At 39.9% G+C, this 16,208-nt stretch carries 14 protein-coding genes and 1 pseudogene; 8 read left to right on the forward strand and 7 right to left on the reverse strand.

The genetic code is table 11. The features are described from left to right. The first annotated feature begins 6 nt into the window (after nt 1-6). Nucleotides 7-378: a 50S ribosomal protein L19 gene (rplS, locus tag FTT72_RS06985; RefSeq protein ID WP_078189351.1), complete on the forward strand. Its 372-nt coding sequence runs from the start codon at nt 7-9 to the stop codon at nt 376-378. Nucleotides 379-439: 61 nt separating this feature from the next. Here the strand turns inward: rplS and FTT72_RS06990 are convergent, their stop codons facing one another. The 4 genes from FTT72_RS06990 to FTT72_RS07005 form a co-directional block, all read right to left on the reverse strand. Then, a complete protein-coding gene (locus FTT72_RS06990; RefSeq protein WP_078189349.1) occupies nt 440-1,405 on the reverse strand; it encodes a triacylglycerol lipase in 966 nt (321 codons plus the stop codon). A gap of 202 nt (nt 1,406-1,607) precedes the next feature. Next, nucleotides 1,608-2,618, reverse strand: a complete 1,011-nt coding sequence (locus FTT72_RS06995; RefSeq protein WP_180178090.1) for a triacylglycerol lipase — start codon at nt 2,616-2,618, stop codon at nt 1,608-1,610. A 367-nt stretch (nt 2,619-2,985) separates the two neighbouring features. Then, nucleotides 2,986-3,966: a lipase family alpha/beta hydrolase gene (locus tag FTT72_RS07000; protein ID WP_373686899.1), complete on the reverse strand. Its 981-nt coding sequence runs from the start codon at nt 3,964-3,966 to the stop codon at nt 2,986-2,988. Nucleotides 3,967-4,008: 42 nt separating this feature from the next. Next, nucleotides 4,009-5,037: a lipase secretion chaperone gene (locus tag FTT72_RS07005; RefSeq protein ID WP_180178092.1), complete on the reverse strand. Its 1,029-nt coding sequence runs from the start codon at nt 5,035-5,037 to the stop codon at nt 4,009-4,011. Nucleotides 5,038-5,190: 153 nt separating this feature from the next. On the opposite strand from FTT72_RS07005, the gene truB reads away from it, so the two are divergent. From truB to FTT72_RS07020, 3 genes are all read left to right on the forward strand, one after another. Beyond that, nucleotides 5,191-6,099 (forward strand): tRNA pseudouridine(55) synthase TruB, encoded by a 909-nt coding sequence (gene truB, locus FTT72_RS07010; protein ID WP_180021670.1) that lies wholly within the window; start codon nt 5,191-5,193, stop codon nt 6,097-6,099. A gap of 26 nt (nt 6,100-6,125) precedes the next feature. After that, entirely contained in the window at nt 6,126-6,899 is a 774-nt protein-coding gene (locus tag FTT72_RS07015; RefSeq protein ID WP_180111790.1) for a TSUP family transporter, read from the forward strand. Between the two features lie 135 nt (nt 6,900-7,034). After that, nucleotides 7,035-7,496 (forward strand): hemerythrin domain-containing protein, encoded by a 462-nt coding sequence (locus FTT72_RS07020; protein WP_078192502.1) that lies wholly within the window; start codon nt 7,035-7,037, stop codon nt 7,494-7,496. 83 nt (nt 7,497-7,579) lie between these two features. On the opposite strand, the gene FTT72_RS07025 is transcribed toward FTT72_RS07020, so the two are convergent. The 3 genes from FTT72_RS07025 to serA form a co-directional block, all read right to left on the reverse strand. After that, nucleotides 7,580-8,458 carry a DMT family transporter gene (locus tag FTT72_RS07025; RefSeq protein ID WP_180093053.1) on the reverse strand — a complete coding sequence of 293 codons (879 nt, stop codon included), beginning with the start codon at nt 8,456-8,458 and terminating at the stop codon, nt 7,580-7,582. A 221-nt stretch (nt 8,459-8,679) separates the two neighbouring features. Further along, a complete protein-coding gene (locus FTT72_RS07030; RefSeq protein ID WP_180178093.1) occupies nt 8,680-9,549 on the reverse strand; it encodes an EamA family transporter in 870 nt (289 codons plus the stop codon). A gap of 117 nt (nt 9,550-9,666) precedes the next feature. Further along, complete coding sequence (gene serA, locus FTT72_RS07035) at nt 9,667-10,899, reverse strand: phosphoglycerate dehydrogenase (RefSeq protein WP_180178094.1); 1,233 nt, start codon at nt 10,897-10,899, stop codon at nt 9,667-9,669. 372 nt (nt 10,900-11,271) lie between these two features. On the opposite strand from serA, the gene FTT72_RS07040 reads away from it, so the two are divergent. The 4 genes and pseudogenes from FTT72_RS07040 to FTT72_RS07055 all read left to right on the forward strand — a co-directional run bounded on the left by FTT72_RS07040 (nt 11,272) and on the right by FTT72_RS07055 (nt 16,043). Then, complete coding sequence (locus FTT72_RS07040) at nt 11,272-12,681, forward strand: FAD-binding oxidoreductase (protein WP_180026080.1); 1,410 nt, start codon at nt 11,272-11,274, stop codon at nt 12,679-12,681. 192 nt (nt 12,682-12,873) lie between these two features. Then, nucleotides 12,874-13,245: a hypothetical protein gene (locus tag FTT72_RS07045; RefSeq protein WP_180004761.1), complete on the forward strand. Its 372-nt coding sequence runs from the start codon at nt 12,874-12,876 to the stop codon at nt 13,243-13,245. Between the two features lie 93 nt (nt 13,246-13,338). Beyond that, nucleotides 13,339-15,159, forward strand: coding sequence for an NACHT domain-containing NTPase (locus FTT72_RS07050; RefSeq protein WP_257233409.1), 1,821 nt, complete (start codon nt 13,339-13,341; stop codon nt 15,157-15,159). Nucleotides 15,160-15,161: 2 nt separating this feature from the next. Continuing rightward, nucleotides 15,162-16,043 (forward strand): annotated as a pseudogene (locus FTT72_RS07055) (pirin family protein). The last annotated feature ends 165 nt before the right edge of the window (nt 16,044-16,208 follow it).

Consider the following 16,208-nt stretch of genomic DNA (forward strand, 5'->3'; position numbering starts at 1 on the left):
TACCCCATGAGCGGTAAACATCCTTTAGTACAAGCTGTTGAAAATGCACAGTTGAAACAAGACATCCCTGCTTTTGCTCCTGGTGACACAGTAGTTGTTCAAGTTAAAGTAAAAGAAGGTGAGCGTGAACGTCTTCAGGCATTTGAAGGTGTTGTAATTGCTAAGAAAAATCGTGGTTTGAACTCTGCGTTCACAGTACGTAAAATTTCTAGCGGTTTCGGTGTTGAGCGTGTATTCCAAACTCACTCACCAATCGTTGCTGGTATCGAAGTGAAACGTCGAGGTGACGTTCGTCGTGCTAAACTTTACTACCTACGTGAATTGTCTGGTAAAGCTGCACGTATTCGTGAAAAATTACCAGCTCGTAAAGCAAAATAATTTGTTTTACAACGCTGTAAAAAATGCGCCTTTTGGCGCATTTTTTATGCGAGAAAGAAAATTATAAACCTTGAGATTTTAGGCGGTTTGCATGTTGACGATAGACATCGACAGGATCTGGTGCAAATAGCGCTTTGAGACCAAGCACTTGGTTGACTTCATCTAAATGGTTCCAGTTGTAGTTGTCACGAATGGTTTTACCAAATTTGGCACTACAGCGTGATACGAGGCCATCATTGTCTTTTCCGCCATCGATCAGTAATGCGGTCACTTTTAGGGCTGAGTCTAAATCTAAAATATTGGTGATTTGGCCCACACCTGTAAATGAATAGTTATAAATGCCTTTTTCCACGCTATTGCCATCAGCACAATTGGATTTAGGCAAGCCCAGAGGGAATGCGGCATTGTACTTTGCAGAACCCGCTAGCGTTAAACTTGAACCACCTGCCAATGCGTCATGAGGGTAAGTCTTTGGATCTAGACCTTGCGCCCAAACGATGGCTTTAGAGACAAAATTCACAGCTCCAACCAAGGGTGCTTCCACAGCGGTGCCTTCAGCTTTTAAAATTAAGTCTGCAACAGGGGAGCCTTGATGAGGTCCTGCAACACTGGTTAATGAAGCCACGACATCTGGGCGAACACCGGCAACATAACGAATCGTTGGTCCACCATGGCTATGTCCAATTAAATTCACTTTATCTGCACCAGTGAGTGCTCGGATTTCAAGGACTTGTTGTAGAAGCTGTTCGCCACGCACTTCGGTAGAGTTAAAAGGCGATACGCGAGTTGCCCAAACATTTGCACCATTTCGAGCAAGATCAGGAAGGATTTGATACCAATAGTCGAGTCCAAATGAGTCCGTACCAACGGTAATGAACCCCCCCATACCATGGTTAAATACGATTGGATATTTGGTCTTTGCATAGCTAGAACTAGCTTTGGCGGTGACTTGGGTTGCTTGCGAGGCAGATACATTACCGATGAACGTAGCTGCAATTAAACCTGCTAAAAATGGTCCGTATTTCATGAGCGATCCTCAATGTATTATTGTTTTATGACAATATTTATTGTCACTTCTAATAAAGCAATAAAGATCACCTGTTGCAAATTGAAAAAGATTAACTGTGACGCTAAATGTAACAAAATAAACGATCATGAATTTTCAGATCGATTAAAGTAAATAAGAGGGCCGAAGCCCCCTTATTGCATTTAAATTTCAACGATAAGAATTAAAGTCCTTGCAGTTTTAAACGGTTTGCATGTTGACGGTACAGCGCCACAGGATCTTGTGCAAATAGCCCTGTTAAGCCGAACATCATATTGGCTAAATCGGTATGGTTAAGTTTGTAGTTGTCATTAATGACTTTACCGATATAAGCACTACAACGTGCAACCATACCGTCATTGTCTTTATTGCCATAAGACAATGGTCCGAGTTGCATCAGGATCGTATCGATATCAAGTAGATTCGTGGTTTGCGCAACACCAGTCCATGAATAGTACTGAATGCCTTTGCTGTCGACTTGCTTTAAGTTTTTGCTGCAATTTTCTGAAGATGCCAAAACACCGTCAACTACAGCAGATTTTGCAACCGTACTGTTAAATGCAGCAGAACCTGTTTGTGATAATGATTTCATAGAAGCATCGAAATCAATTTCAAGCTCAGGTTTTGCCTGACCTAAAGCAATCAGTGGGCCGACAATATAATCACCTAAAATATTGAAGGCAGTACGAGAAAGTGAGTTGCCTTGAATATCATCCGCTACTTTAGAGCCGTGATAGGTCCCTGCAACACCTGTAATAGACGCAATGTACTGTGGTTTTGTTTGAGCAACATACAATACAGTTGGACCACCATGAGAGTGACCAATTAAGTTAAGTTTTAGTTTCCCTGTAATAGCCAAAACATCTTCAACTTGTGCAATTAACTGCTCACCACGATGTGCTGTAGTATTTGCAGGAGATAATTGCGCTGCGAATACGGTTGAGCCATTTCGTGCCATATCGGGCAAGATTTGGTACCAATAATCCAGTCCAATGGTGTCGGTACCGATACGTGACCAACCGAGCCAACCATGCACCATTAAAATTGGATATTTGGTTTTTGCGTAGTCAGATTTTACCGTTTCCTTCACCTGGAGGACGCTAGGCGCAGCTTGAGTGCTTGCCGATATACTCATCGCTAAGCCTGCAACTGCAGCTACAGAGGCCATCTTGGCCGTGTTTACTAAAGATCGCATAAATGTTCCTTGATCTGATGTTGTTTTTATTACTTTTTAATAATGAAAATACTCTCTGTTTTTAAGCAACATCTTTGTGATTGGCTAGGCCATATCTTTGATTTTAGAGAGTTTGAATAGACAAACATGCCTTGTCATTTTTTCATGCTCGGTTTGAAATTCCATGTCATTTTGGGACATGGGCTGCATTCACATGACATGTTTATTTATATACATCTGTCTTTTATATTTATCGTTTATTTTAGTTGTTATTATTGAATAACTTATTGAATTAATTTGTTAAATGCTTACAAATAAAAACATTGTAAACAAAAAAGGACGTCCAAAGACGTCCTGTTCAGTGCTGAAAGGGAACCAACTTTTGAGGTTACAGACCCTTTAATTTTAAACGATTGGCATGTTGACGGTAGAGCGCAACTGGGTCAGGTGAAAATAGGCTGCGTAGGCCAAAGACCATATTCACTTCATCTAAGTGGTTGTGATTGTAGTCATCACGGATTACTTGTCCGATGTGGGTGCTACAGCGTCCAACCAAACCGTCATTGTCACGATTTCCATAGGCCAAAGGGGCAAGTTGACTAATCACTGTATCTAGTACATCTAATACATTTGTGGTTTGCGCTGTACCTGTCCATGAGTAGTAATACACGCCATTGTCGACTTTGGCACCCGACTGATTGCAGTTCGCAGCCAGTGCTGCGGTTGGAAATTTTGCATTAAATTCAGCAGAACCTTTTTCACTGATCGCGGTAAGTGATGCATCAACACTGTTGGGTAGACTCGAGTTGCCTTCAGCCCAAGTAATAATCGGTGCTAAGAGTTGATCACCAAGTACCCCAAAGACTGAATTAATGGTTTTATTTGCTTGGATTTTATCTGCGACTAGAGAGCCACGATAAGTGCCTGCAACCCCAGTCACCGAAGCTACATATTCAGGTTTGATCGCTGCAATATAGCGAGTTGTCGGTCCACCATGTGAATGACCAATGAGGTTCACTTTGGGTTGGCCGGTCAGAGCAAGAACTTCTTCGACTTGAGAGAGCAATTGCTCACCACGGACTTCTGTCGACTCTAGCGGAGAAACTTGGGCAGCAAAGGTATTGGCCCCATTACGAGCTAAATCTGGCAAAATTTGATAAAAATAATCCATGCCAAAGCTGTCAAAACCAATGCGAGTAAACCCGAACATACCATGGGTAAACACAATCGGATATTTGGTCTTGGCATAGTTTGCCGAGCTGTTGGCGGTGACATGTTGGAGTCCTGCCGCCGCTTGGGATTGTGTGCTGGCGATCACTGCTGATGCAGCGATGATTGCGCATAAAAGAGCTTGTGGTTTTTTCATCATTTCATCCTGAAATTGAAGTTGTTTTTAAATTGTTGTTTGCAGTTATTCTGCGAAAGGTAATTTTCCACCTTGATCATGTACAGATTCAAAGGTACTGACGCGGAGCTGATCTTCCTTCGATTTAAAATGTTGATTACGGAGTTGCTGCACCGCTTGTTGTTTCGCACTGTCACTCATATTGCTTTTCACAATGCTGTCACGCTCTGTGAGGTATTGATTTACGCTAGATTTCCAAGAGCTGCGCTGGCTGTCTAGATTTTCAAGGCGCTGAGTAGCTTCTGGACCCACTAAATTTAACCGCATTTGATGGATTTCTTCGCTTGAACCACCACGGGCTTTAATGTCTGCTGTGAGCTTGCGTAAATCTTCAAGTTTATTGATTTGTTCCAGATTTTCTTTCCAATCTTCTGGGAGTTCATCAAACAGGGCTTTTAGTTTTTTGGCTTTTTCTGATTCAGACAGTTTTTTGTCATTTACTACTTCCATCCGTTTCAGCGTGTATTCGTGATAAGTATTTTCCTTGCCAAATAAACCTTCAATTTCATAATCAGAAAAGAACTGTTTTCTTAAATTTTGTGTGCTGCTGTAGATCGAGCGATAATATTGTGGTGATTCTTTGTCGTCGCTTGGTGGCTGTAAATGACCTAACTGTTCACGATATTTCATATAACGATCCCACAAATCATAAATTTGGGACAGCGCAGGTTCTTTATGACCTTGTGCAATGTAGGCTTTAAAATCCTTTTTAATTTGATCTATCGACTTTTCACCATACTGAGTAATGAAATATTCAAAGCAATTCCGTGTTTGTTCATTCACGATCAAACGGTTTGAACCATCCATACTGATTTGACAGTTAACTTCCGTGTCTTGTTGACTTGGACTGAGCAGCGAAGAACCGCTTGTTGCTTGAGCCGTAGCGGTTTCGCCCTGAGCTAAAGGCGTATTTTGTTGTTGAATCGATTGATCTGAAGGATCATTTTGTGATGCTTTTGGCGCCAGCCAAAATATAAATACAGCAACTGCGATAACGACCAAGGCAATGATGAGCCAAAGTTTATTTTTTTGCATATCCCAATGCACCTTTATTCCGTTTTTAATTGTTTTAGAGTTCTAAATGCGAACTCAATATGACATAAAAGAATGATAAAAACATAGAAAAGTTGTAAACGCTTAGCATGGATTGATACCATGGCGCAGTTCTCTTTTTGCCCTATTTTAGTCATGAAAAAAGCTTCTCCTAAGATTCAGCGTCGTCCAGTACATGGTGTATTTTTATTAAATAAGCCTTTGGGCATTAGCTCGAATGCTGCATTACAAAAAGTGCGTTGGTTGTATCGAGCACAAAAAGCAGGACATACAGGTGCGCTAGATCCATTAGCCTCAGGTTTATTACCAATTTGCTTAGGTGAAGCAACAAAGTTTTCGCATTTTTTATTGGATTCGACTAAACGTTATAAAACCACCGTCTTTTTAGGACACAGTACCACGACGGGTGATGTGGAAGGTGAAATACTATTAGAGCAAGCTGTTCCAACATTGACTGAAGAAAATATTCAAAATGTCTTGGCGCAATTTGTAGGGGATATTCAACAAATTCCACCGATGTATTCTGCGCTGAAAAAAGAAGGTCGCCCGCTGTACGAGTTGGCGCGTAAAGGCATAGAAATAGAGCGTGAAGCACGTCCAATTTCGATTTATGCCATCGAGTTATTATCATTTAATGAGAATAGTATTACACTCGACATCACCTGTTCCAAAGGCACATATATTCGTGTTTTAGGCGAAGATATTGCCAAAGCATTGGGTACTTTTGGACATTTGACCTATCTACACCGTACGCAAACAGGGCATTTTGACCTCAATCCAACTTACACCATTGAATATTTGGAAAGCTTGACCGAAGCGGAGCGTGAAGCATTATTGCTGCCGGTGTATTCACCCGTCGATCATTTCTGCAAAGTGCAAGCGCCGGAAGGTCGAGCTGAATATTTTAGTCGTGGAATGGAAAGTAATATTGAGCATGCTGCGGAAGCGCAGGTTTTGGTATTTGATGGGGAACGTTGCTTAGGTCTAGCGGAAATTACCGATCGTAAGCGCTTAGTACCAAAACGTGTATTAAATCTTGAATAGTCATCAACAGCCACTGAAGCCAAATTATGGAAATTGAAATTATTTTAAGCCTCTTATTTTTTGCATTTTTTGCCGGTGCAATTGATGCAGCAGTGGGGGGCGGAGGATTAATTCAAATTCCAGCCATTATGAATGCCATGCCGCACTTATCTCCGGCGACGGTGTTTGGCACCAATAAGTTGTCTTCGATCTTTGGTACGGCTTCAGCGTCCTATTCTTTTTTACGCCAAGTCAAACTCCGTTGGAAATTACTTGCGGTCATTGCAAGCTGTGCATTTGTTGCTTCTTTTGTGGGAGCAGCCTGTGTATCAATGATTCCTAAAGAAGTCTTACGTCCTTTTGTTTTGGTCATGTTGATCGTGATTGCGATCTATACCTTTGCCAAAAAACAATTTGGTCAGATGCATGTACGCCAAGAACTGACCCCTAAAATTCTCGGTCTTGCCGCTCTTGGTAGTCTGGTAATTGGTTTTTATGACGGTATCTTTGGGCCTGGCACGGGCAGTTTCTTTATCTTCTTTTTTATTCGTTATCTACAAGCAGACTTTTTGCATGCCTCTGCTTTGTCAAAAGTCGCCAACTTAACCACCAACCTTGCAGCACTGAGTTTTTTTGCGCCCACTGGCCATGTGTTATTTGCGATAGGCTTAATGATGGCTGTAGCAAATATTTTAGGCTCGATCGTTGGTGTACGTGCGGCAATTAAATACGGTAGTGGCTTTATTCGAATTCTATTTTTGATTTTGGTGAGTATTTTGATTGTACGGTTGGGTTATCAAACCTTTACGGGACAAGCTTAAAACAAATCTTAACAGAGCGTTGCTGAATTCTGTCGATGAAATGATTAGTATGAAAATAAGCGACTCGTTTGAGTTGTGGATAATAATTAAATTTCATAATACACAATTAGCTAAGCATCAGAGGTCATCACTACAATGAATATATTTGAAGCTTTACGCCAAAGTCATGAAAAGCAACGTGAACTTGCTGAAAAACTCATTCAAACATCAGGGGATACACCTGAGCGTCGAGATTTATTTGAGCTGCTCAAAAATGAGTTATTTGCTCATGCTGTTGGCGAAGATCGTTATTTTTACATCCCGTTAATGATGACTGATTCAGGCCTAAACATCACCCGTCATGCATTGGCGGAACATCATGAGATGGATGAATTATTAGAGCAACTGACGGAAACTGAATTTAGTAATCCAGGTTGGTTGGCAATTGCGAAAAAGTTATCTGAAACGGTACATCATCATTTGCAGGAAGAAGAACATGGCTTTTTTCAGCAAGCGGGTAAAATCTTAGATGAAAAACAAAAGGAAAGTTTAGCCAAACAATATTTGGCGGAATATAAGAAATACAAGAAAGCAGATAAAGACAGTTTGACGGGATAAATATTAGTGAGTTTTGAGGACAAATTCCAAATTAAAAAAGACGGCAGAGACCGTCTTTTTGTTTCAACTATAAATATAAAAATTTAGTCTGATACGCTGCTCGGAGTATTGCGAGAGGAACGTAAAGTCACCCCGACGGACGCCAACATAATGCAGACTAAGGCCACCCATTGCCACGTCCCAATATTTTCGCCAAGCAGAACCATACCTGTAATGGCAGCTAATGCAGGCGACAAACTCGATAAAGTCCCATAACTAAGTTTACTGAGGATTTTTAACGCTTTTAAATCCAGTGCATAAGGTATGGCCGTGGCTAAAATCGCAATCAATAAGGCTTTCGGCCAATATTGGGTATCGAGTAGGGCGGGTGCATTGTTATATAGTCCAATCGGGAGCAAGGTCAGTGCGGACAGTGTGATGGCAATCGTTAGCGCATGCATACCAATATTTTGATGTACCACTTTTTGTCCAAAGAAAATATAGAATGCCCAACAGAGTCCCGCTGCTAAGGCACAGGCTGCCCCAAGTATTGAGAAATTACCATCATGAGCTTGTCCCCAAGGCACCATCAAGGTAATGCCTAAGATTGCTAAAAAGACCCAAATATAATCACTGCTGTTTTTAATGGATAACAATGCCAGACCCAAAGGGCCAATAAACTCTAAACCCACGGCAATGCCTTGTGGCAATTTACCCAGTGACATATAGAACAACACATTCATCAAACAGAGTGCCGCGCTATAGCAGAGCAGATCCCGCCATTTTAAAAAAGACAGCCGTTTTAAAATGTGCCATGAGCGGAACATCAAACAAATAATAATCGAGGCAAAACAGAGTCGTAAAATGGTCACACTGAGTGGATCAAGCACCAAAAATAATTGTTTGGCGAATGATGCACTGATCTGATAGGAAATCATGGAAAGTACCATGAAAACGACTGCTAATAATTGTGAGTTTGGCATGCGGCACGCTGTGGTGGGGGGGAACAAAGTACCCCAATTTTTAATTCTGCTCAGTATAGCGGTTAATATTGAATTATTGATGACTTTTCAGAGGCAGAAATGCAATTTGCAGGTTTTGAATTTAAAAAAATTGAATATAAAAAATCGTCTTTAAATCGCCACCATTTTTAAATTCAAAATAAAAAATGGAGATATTTTCAAAAGATTAAGGCGGTTTGAATTTAAATTGATTTGGCCTTTTGCGTGGTATAAGTACAGCCAATCGAAGCACTGATAATCACTGCCAATGCCAACCATTGTGTCCATAACAATTGTTCATGCAAAAAGATAAAACCCGAGAGAGCGGCAACAGCGGGTTCCAAACTCATGAGTGTACCGAAACTCAGCGCAGTCATGTTACGTAGCGCAATCATTTCTAGAGTAAAAGGTAAAGCACTGGCTAAGGTCGCAAGTGCAATAAAATACAGCAGACTACTTGGCTCAAACGCCTGTGCCGGCATACCTGCAAAGATTGCGATGGGCATCAAAACACACATGCCGACGAACATGCCTAAGCAAACGGTATGATTGCCTGAGACCCCTGATGGTTTTTGACCTGCCACGATATAGAGTGCCCAACACGCACCTGCACCGAGGGCAAGCAAGATCCCAATTGGGTCAAGACGTTGTGCTGCTTGATCAAATGGAAACAGCAAAATTAGGCCTAAAATAGCCAGTCCGACCCAAATAAAATCAAATTTTCGGCGTGCAGCAAATAGTGCGACACTGAGCGGACCAATAAATTCAAAAGAGACGGCAATGCCAAGCGGGAGACGATCAATCGACAAGTAAAATAATACATTCATCCCTGCTAAGGCACAGCCATAGCTGAGGATCGACGACCATTTCACTTGTTTAAAATTGATCTGCCAAACTTTAAAAATAATCGCCAAAATCAAAGCGCCTAGCATTAATCGCATGGCCGAAACGGTCAGTATGGGAAATTGACTGAAAAGATATTTGGCAAAGGAACCGCTGCTTTGCATGCTGATCATGGCAATAAGCAAGATCAGCGGTGCTTGGACAGCCGGTGCAACTTTAAAATTTGGCATAAACTAAATTTGTTTCGATGACTCGAAGAGCGGGAGAGTGGCACTAGCCAGATTTTAAAAGTTTATAACAATAAAAAAACCACAGCCCGAAGGCTGTGGCTTCAGTGTCTAATGCGATTAGAACAATACGCGAACTCGGATTGTACCTTCAACTTCGTGAAGTGTATCCAATGCTTCTTTAGAAGCAGTTGCGTCAACGTCCATCACTAAGTAACCCACATCACCTTTAGTCATTAAAGACTGACCAGAGATGTTAATACCGTGTTCAGCAAACAAGTTGTTGATTTTTGAAAGAACGCCCGGCACGTTTTTGTGGATGTGAAGTAAACGGTGTTTACCTTCAGTCAACGGTAACGCGATTTCTGGGAAGTTCACTGCAGATAAAGTCATACCTTTATCAGAGTAAGCAACGAATTTTTCAGCTACTTCTAGACCGATGTTCGCTTGCGCTTCCATCGTTGAACCACCCACGTGAGGAGTCAAAATCACGTTGTCTAAGCCACGAAGTGGAGAAACAAATTCTTCACCGTTTGCTTTAGGTTCTTTCGGGAATACGTCTACAGCTGCACCAGCAATATGACCAGATTTGATTGCATCAGCAAGATCTTCAATGATGACACATGTACCACGTGCAGCATTGAGGAAGATTGCACCTTCTTTCATTTGAGCAAATTGCTCTTTACCGAAGAAGTTGCGAGTTGATGGAACGTCTGGAACGTGTAGAGATACGACGTCTGCATTGGCAAGAAGTTCACCCATAGAACTGACTTGACGTGCATTACCCATTGGAAGTTTAGTTACAGCATCGTAATAAATTACGTGCATACCTAAACCTTCAGCAAGTACAGAAAGTTGCGAGCCAATCGAACCGTAACCAACAATACCTAAAGTTTTACCACGAGTTTCAAATGAACCGACTGCAGACTTGTTCCAACCACCACGGTGAGTTGAAGCAGATTTTGCAGGAACACCACGAAGCAATAAAATCGCTTCTGCAAGTACTAGTTCAGCAACTGAACGAGTATTTGAGTATGGTGCGTTAAATACTGGAATACCGCGAATCATTGCAGCATTTAAGTTCACTTGGTTTGTACCGATACAGAAACAACCCACAGCAATCAGTTTGTTCGCCGCTTCAAAAACTTCTTCAGTTAATTGAGTACGTGAACGAATACCAATGAAGTGAGCATCTTTAACCGCTTCTTTCAACGCTTCACCCTCAAGCGCAGTTTTACGGTAGTCAATGTTGGTGTATCCAGCAGCATTTAGAGTGTCGATTGCGTTTTGGTGAACGCCTTCTAACAACAAGAAACGAATTTTATCTTTAGGTAAAGAAAGATGTTGGCTCATTACGGCTCCGCTACAAAGGCCAAATTTAGTGCGCATATAATAGCATAGGAAGTCGCCCGATATACATTTCCTTTATGACCGACGTCATGGCTATTTTGGCGAATGATGAGTCAATATTTTTTAGATTTGGTCTAATTAACTTGGTCATATTCCTCGTGACATTTTGAAACCACGTTTTTCTTTGGGTTTTGTCAAAAAAAGCCCAGTTATAGCTTATAATGGTGCCGCTCAAAATCATCATGACCAATTCCCTGACATTTTGATGCGCTCTGTTTCAGGCTTTTTCCCTTGAAATATGCGTTACCGCAGTTTTGACTGAATGAAGTCTGGACCTTTAAAAAACTTGTTTACTTCTTGCAAGGTCTGAAAACGATGAATGCTCCAGTCGCTTTAACCCCAGAGTTATTGACCCAATTGACCGCTATTGTTGGCGAAAGCCGAATTAAAACCGATGCGGATAGTCTCCAAAATTGGGGTCGTGACCATACTAAGCACTTCGATCCAAACCCGTCGGTCGTCGTTTTCCCTTCAAGCACAGAACAAGTTCAACAGATTGTAAAACTTGCCAACCAATTTAATGTAGCGATCACACCAAGTGGCGGTCGTACAGGTTTATCTGCGGGTGCTGTGGCTGCCAACGGTGAAATCGTGGTGAGCATGGACAAGATGAACCAAATCTTGGAATTCTTCCCAGCTGACCGGATGGTACGCGTACAAGCAGGCGTGGTGACTGAACAACTTCAGAACTATGCTGAAGAACAAGGCATGTACTACCCAGTTGATTTTGCATCTTCAGGTTCATCTCAAATTGGCGGTAACATTGGTACCAATGCCGGTGGTATTAAAGTCATCAAATACGGTATGACACGTAACTGGGTGTTGGGCATGACTGTGGTCACAGGTAAAGGTGACGTTCTGCGCTTGAACAAAGGCATGATCAAAAACGCGACTGGTTATGCACTTCAACACTTATTTATTGGTGGTGAAGGTACACTAGGTTTAGTGACTGAAGCTGAAATCAAACTTGAACGTCAACCCCATGACTTACAAGTGTTGGTTCTCGGTGTGCCTGATTTTGATGCGATTATGCCTGTTCTACATGCCTTCCAAAAGAAAATCGACCTGACTGCATTTGAGTTCTTTGGTGAGCTTGCGATGCAAAAAGTATTGGACAATGGTCATGTGCAACGTCCGTTTGAAACACCATGTCCGTTCTATGTATTACTTGAGTTTGAAGCACCATTTGAACCGATCATGGATGCGGCAATGGAAATCTTTGAACATTGCATGGAACAAGGTTGGGTACTGGATGGCGTGATGAGCCAAAGCTTAGACCAAGTACACAGCTTATGGCGTTTACGTGAAGACATTTCAGAGTCAATCGCACCGTTCACACCATACAAAAATGACATCTCTGTTCTGATTACACATGTGCCTGCATTTATTAAAGAAATTGATGCAATTGTGGAAGCGAATTACCCAGACTTTGAAATTTGCTGGTTCGGTCATATTGGTGACGGTAACTTGCACTTAAATATTTTGAAACCTGCGGATTTAAGTAAAGATGAATTCTTTGCAAAATGCCAAGTGGTAAACAAATACGTATTTGAAACTGTGAAAAAATATGACGGTTCAATTTCAGCAGAACATGGCGTGGGTATGACCAAAAAGCCTTACCTCGATTACACACGTTCAGCAGAAGAAATCGAATATATGAAAGCATTGAAAAAAGTATTCGATCCAAATGCGATTATGAACCCAGGTAAATTGTTCGATCTTTAATTTTTTAAAGACGTACTAGAACGCATCTTCGGATGCGTTTTTTTATGGCTATAAAACGCCTTTTTTGCCGTGCATGGATAAGAAACAGCACGGTGATTTTGTGGACTAGACTACTTCTTTTACATTGCTTAAATAGTGTTTTGGACAAATGTTCGGCATGATAGGACTGAATAATAAATTTGAGTTGCTTCTATGTATCGTTTAATTGCTGTGTCTGCATTGTGTGTGGGGATGTTGGCGGGCTGTGCGACAACGCAGAAAATTGTGTCTAAAGTCGGTTCTTCTGCTACGCCACTCGATCAGGTATTAAAAGAACGTCCTGATTTGCGTAAAGAGCTGTCGACTGTGGAAATTCGTCAGTACTTTAACCGTGTTGAGTCGCCAAATGCGGGGCAGGTGAAAGTGACTGAAACGGGTTTGATGGATGATTCGGTGAAATCGGTTCGTACTATTTATAGTTTTAGATTGGTGGATGGTGACTGGCAGCGTGTAAATACGCAAAAGGAATATCAGTGCCAACGTGGTAAAAATACTAAGACTTTCCAATCGGCGAAATGTCCTTAATAAATCTTTGATTTATGGTTGAAATTTAGACAAAAATACCTCATAAAAGCGTATCGATTGATGCGCTTTTATATTTTTGGGGGCTTTAAGATCATGTTAGAAAATTTACCTACTCTTTCAGATAGTGTTATAGATAAATTATTGAATGGCATTATTAATGTTTCACTTTATTTGGGTGATACTTATAAATTTAGTGCAGCAAAGAAAAATTATTTAGAAAAAATTTCTCATTTAAAATATGTAAGAACCTTAAATGAGTTTGAGGAATCCGTAAGTTTGTATGATTTCTATGTACCTCCTCATCTAGCGAATATTAAAGATAAGAAGATATTTCAAGTTAATACATTAGATGACATTAAGGCTTATCGAAAAATTTTAATATCTGGTATTGTTGGCCAAGGAAAATCTGTTCTGATGAGGCACTTGGCAATTTCAGAAGTAATTAATCACAACAGATTACCATTGTTTTACGAATTGAGATATTTACAAAAGGGTCAAAATTTAGATCATTTAATTAAAAATATATTTAATGACTGGCTAGAAATAAAAAGTACAAAGGTCATTGAGAAAATTCTTTCAAATGGTGAGGTAACAATATTTTTAGATGGTTTTGATGAGTTACATATTGATGATATGCCTAAAATAGTATTAGGCTTTGATAAATTAGTTAAAAAATACCCTAAATTGAATTTTATTGTATCAAGCCGACCTGAAAATATTATTGAGTCATCAACTGTTTTTCAAAATTATCAAATTCAGAAATTAGATATTAATGCTCAGAAAAATATAATTAATGCATTAATTAAAGATGAAAAAATGCAAAAAGCTGTTATTGCAGGAATTTCTAATTCTAAAGTAGAAGTAAGAGATGCCTTAATAACACCATTAATGGTTAATTTATTTGTGTTTATATATAAGCATGAACAGGTAATTCCTGAACATGTTAGAGATTTTTATGACAGGTTATTTGATTTAGTACTTAGAAAGCACGACAACACTAAGATTGATTTTAGGAGAGAAAGAGCAACGGGATTAAATAATGAGCAGCTAAGAAAGGTTTTGCAATTAATTTCTTTTATGTGTTGCAAGCAGGAAGTCTTTGCATTTGATGAATCTGTATTAAGAAGGCTTGTAGATAAAGCTATAAAGATTAATAGTTTAAGTTGCACTATCGAGGATCTAATCTATGATCTTACAGGTGTACTTTGTTTTATAGTCAAAGAAGGTTATTTATATGCTTTTATTCATAAAAGCATACCCGAATATTTTGCTGCAGAATTTATTAGAGATAGTGGAAATTCAGTTGATTTATATAAAGAAATATATGATAAATATGATAAATTCGAAAAAGTGGCTAATTTTTTAAAAATCATAGATGAATTTAATTATAATAATAATTTGTTAAAAAAAATATTTGATGAAAGTTTAGATGTTATTAGAACTAAGAATTTTATATCAACTACTTATTTTAGTTTTAATACAGAAGCACCAAATTTAAGAATAATTTTTATGGATTACGTTCATGATTATTTTTGTAATTATTTAAGAAGTAAGACTTCAGATTACCTAGTTAAAGATATACAAAAAAATTATCCTTCAATTAGAAGGTTTAGTGTTTCAGTTATATCTAAATCTAAAAAAGATGAAGATTATGAAGCAGTTAATCAAGATGGAGTATATAATGATTACTTTTCAAGTTTTAGTGATACATCTGTTAAGGAAAAAATTGATGAGGACTCAATAAAGGAAGAGCTTGAAAAATATTCATTTAAAAAAGTTCAATCTGTCATTATGTCTAATAAGTTTTCAAATACTTTAAGATTCTTAAATAGTTATGTTGCTGAATTAGAAAAGCAAAATGTACAAATACAAAAAATCATTAAAATTCACTCTGTTGATGATTATAGTTTCTAGTTATGAAAACCCTCGCTTTTATCCACGTCAATGACTCAGGCTCTCCTGTCGGTGACTTTGCTCCAGTGACTTCAGTTTTTTTCCATTATGAATTGGGGTAATACCGTTTCGCCGTTTTATTGCTCGACCATTTAGGGCCTGGAGTACTGCAACCAACCAAACTGAAAAAAGGCGTGTTGGAACACCCACATCGAGGGTTTGAAACCGTCACCTTGGTGTTTAAGGGTGAACTTGAACATCATGATACGACTGGCGGCGGTGGCGTCATTGGTGAGGGCGATGTGCAGTGGATGACTGCTGCTTCAGGCATACAACACGAAGAAGTCTTTAGCCAAGCCTTTGCACAGCGGGGCGGAGCATTTGAAATTTTGCAACTTTGGGTCAATCTGCCTGCCAAAGATAAAATGAATCCAGCACGCTATCAGAGCTTGGCCAAAGCCAATATTCCAAAGGTCGATTTAGCCCAAGATGCAGGTTATGTACGGGTGATTGCGGGCCAATATTTAACAGCCCACGGCCCCGCAGAAACACATACACCTATGCAAGTATTTGATGTCTTTGTCAGAGCCAATCAAAGCATCATACTACCTGCACAGGAAGGGGATACCACACTTGTGTATTTACGTTCGGGCAAACTAAAATTTACTGAAACAGATGAACCGTTAAATGCACAGCATATGGCAGTCATGTCGAGCCGAGGTGAAAATGTCGAATTAACGGCAGTTGAAGATAGCCACATGTTGTATTTATCAGCGCAGCCTTTAAATGAACCCATCTATGGGCGAGGCTATTTTGTGATGAATCATTTTGCAGAAGTCATGCAAGCCTATGAGGACCTAAAACAAGGTCGCTTTATCCAAAAAGCAGACAATGAAAAATCATAAAAGCGGTAGTTTAAAAAGACCAATACAACGCCAGTAAACACTGTTAAAATAGTCGGACTCAAACCGACAGATCGGTTCGTTGAAGTTCATTTTATCTCTATCTAGCGTCTTGTGAATACGACGCACATATGGCGGATACGCCGCAAATTCATTTTTAAAATTAAT

This window comes from Acinetobacter sp. YH01005 (assembly GCF_013420465.1).
GTDB lineage: Bacteria > Pseudomonadota > Gammaproteobacteria > Pseudomonadales > Moraxellaceae > Acinetobacter > Acinetobacter amyesii.

Coding starts and splice junctions, on each gene's coding strand:
- rplS (WP_078189351.1), top strand. CDS start 7: ATGAGCGGTAAACATCCTTTAGTACAAGCTGTTGAAAATGCACAGTTG.
- FTT72_RS06990 (WP_078189349.1), bottom strand. CDS start 1,405: ATGAAATACGGACCATTTTTAGCAGGTTTAATTGCAGCTACGTTCATC.
- FTT72_RS06995 (WP_180178090.1), bottom strand. CDS start 2,618: ATGCGATCTTTAGTAAACACGGCCAAGATGGCCTCTGTAGCTGCAGTT.
- FTT72_RS07000 (WP_373686899.1), bottom strand. CDS start 3,966: ATGATGAAAAAACCACAAGCTCTTTTATGCGCAATCATCGCTGCATCA.
- FTT72_RS07005 (WP_180178092.1), bottom strand. CDS start 5,037: ATGCAAAAAAATAAACTTTGGCTCATCATTGCCTTGGTCGTTATCGCA.
- truB (WP_180021670.1), top strand. CDS start 5,191: ATGAAAAAAGCTTCTCCTAAGATTCAGCGTCGTCCAGTACATGGTGTA.
- FTT72_RS07015 (WP_180111790.1), top strand. CDS start 6,126: ATGGAAATTGAAATTATTTTAAGCCTCTTATTTTTTGCATTTTTTGCC.
- FTT72_RS07020 (WP_078192502.1), top strand. CDS start 7,035: ATGAATATATTTGAAGCTTTACGCCAAAGTCATGAAAAGCAACGTGAA.
- FTT72_RS07025 (WP_180093053.1), bottom strand. CDS start 8,458: ATGCCAAACTCACAATTATTAGCAGTCGTTTTCATGGTACTTTCCATG.
- FTT72_RS07030 (WP_180178093.1), bottom strand. CDS start 9,549: ATGCCAAATTTTAAAGTTGCACCGGCTGTCCAAGCACCGCTGATCTTG.
- serA (WP_180178094.1), bottom strand. CDS start 10,899: ATGAGCCAACATCTTTCTTTACCTAAAGATAAAATTCGTTTCTTGTTG.
- FTT72_RS07040 (WP_180026080.1), top strand. CDS start 11,272: ATGAATGCTCCAGTCGCTTTAACCCCAGAGTTATTGACCCAATTGACC.
- FTT72_RS07045 (WP_180004761.1), top strand. CDS start 12,874: ATGTATCGTTTAATTGCTGTGTCTGCATTGTGTGTGGGGATGTTGGCG.
- FTT72_RS07050 (WP_257233409.1), top strand. CDS start 13,339: ATGTTAGAAAATTTACCTACTCTTTCAGATAGTGTTATAGATAAATTA.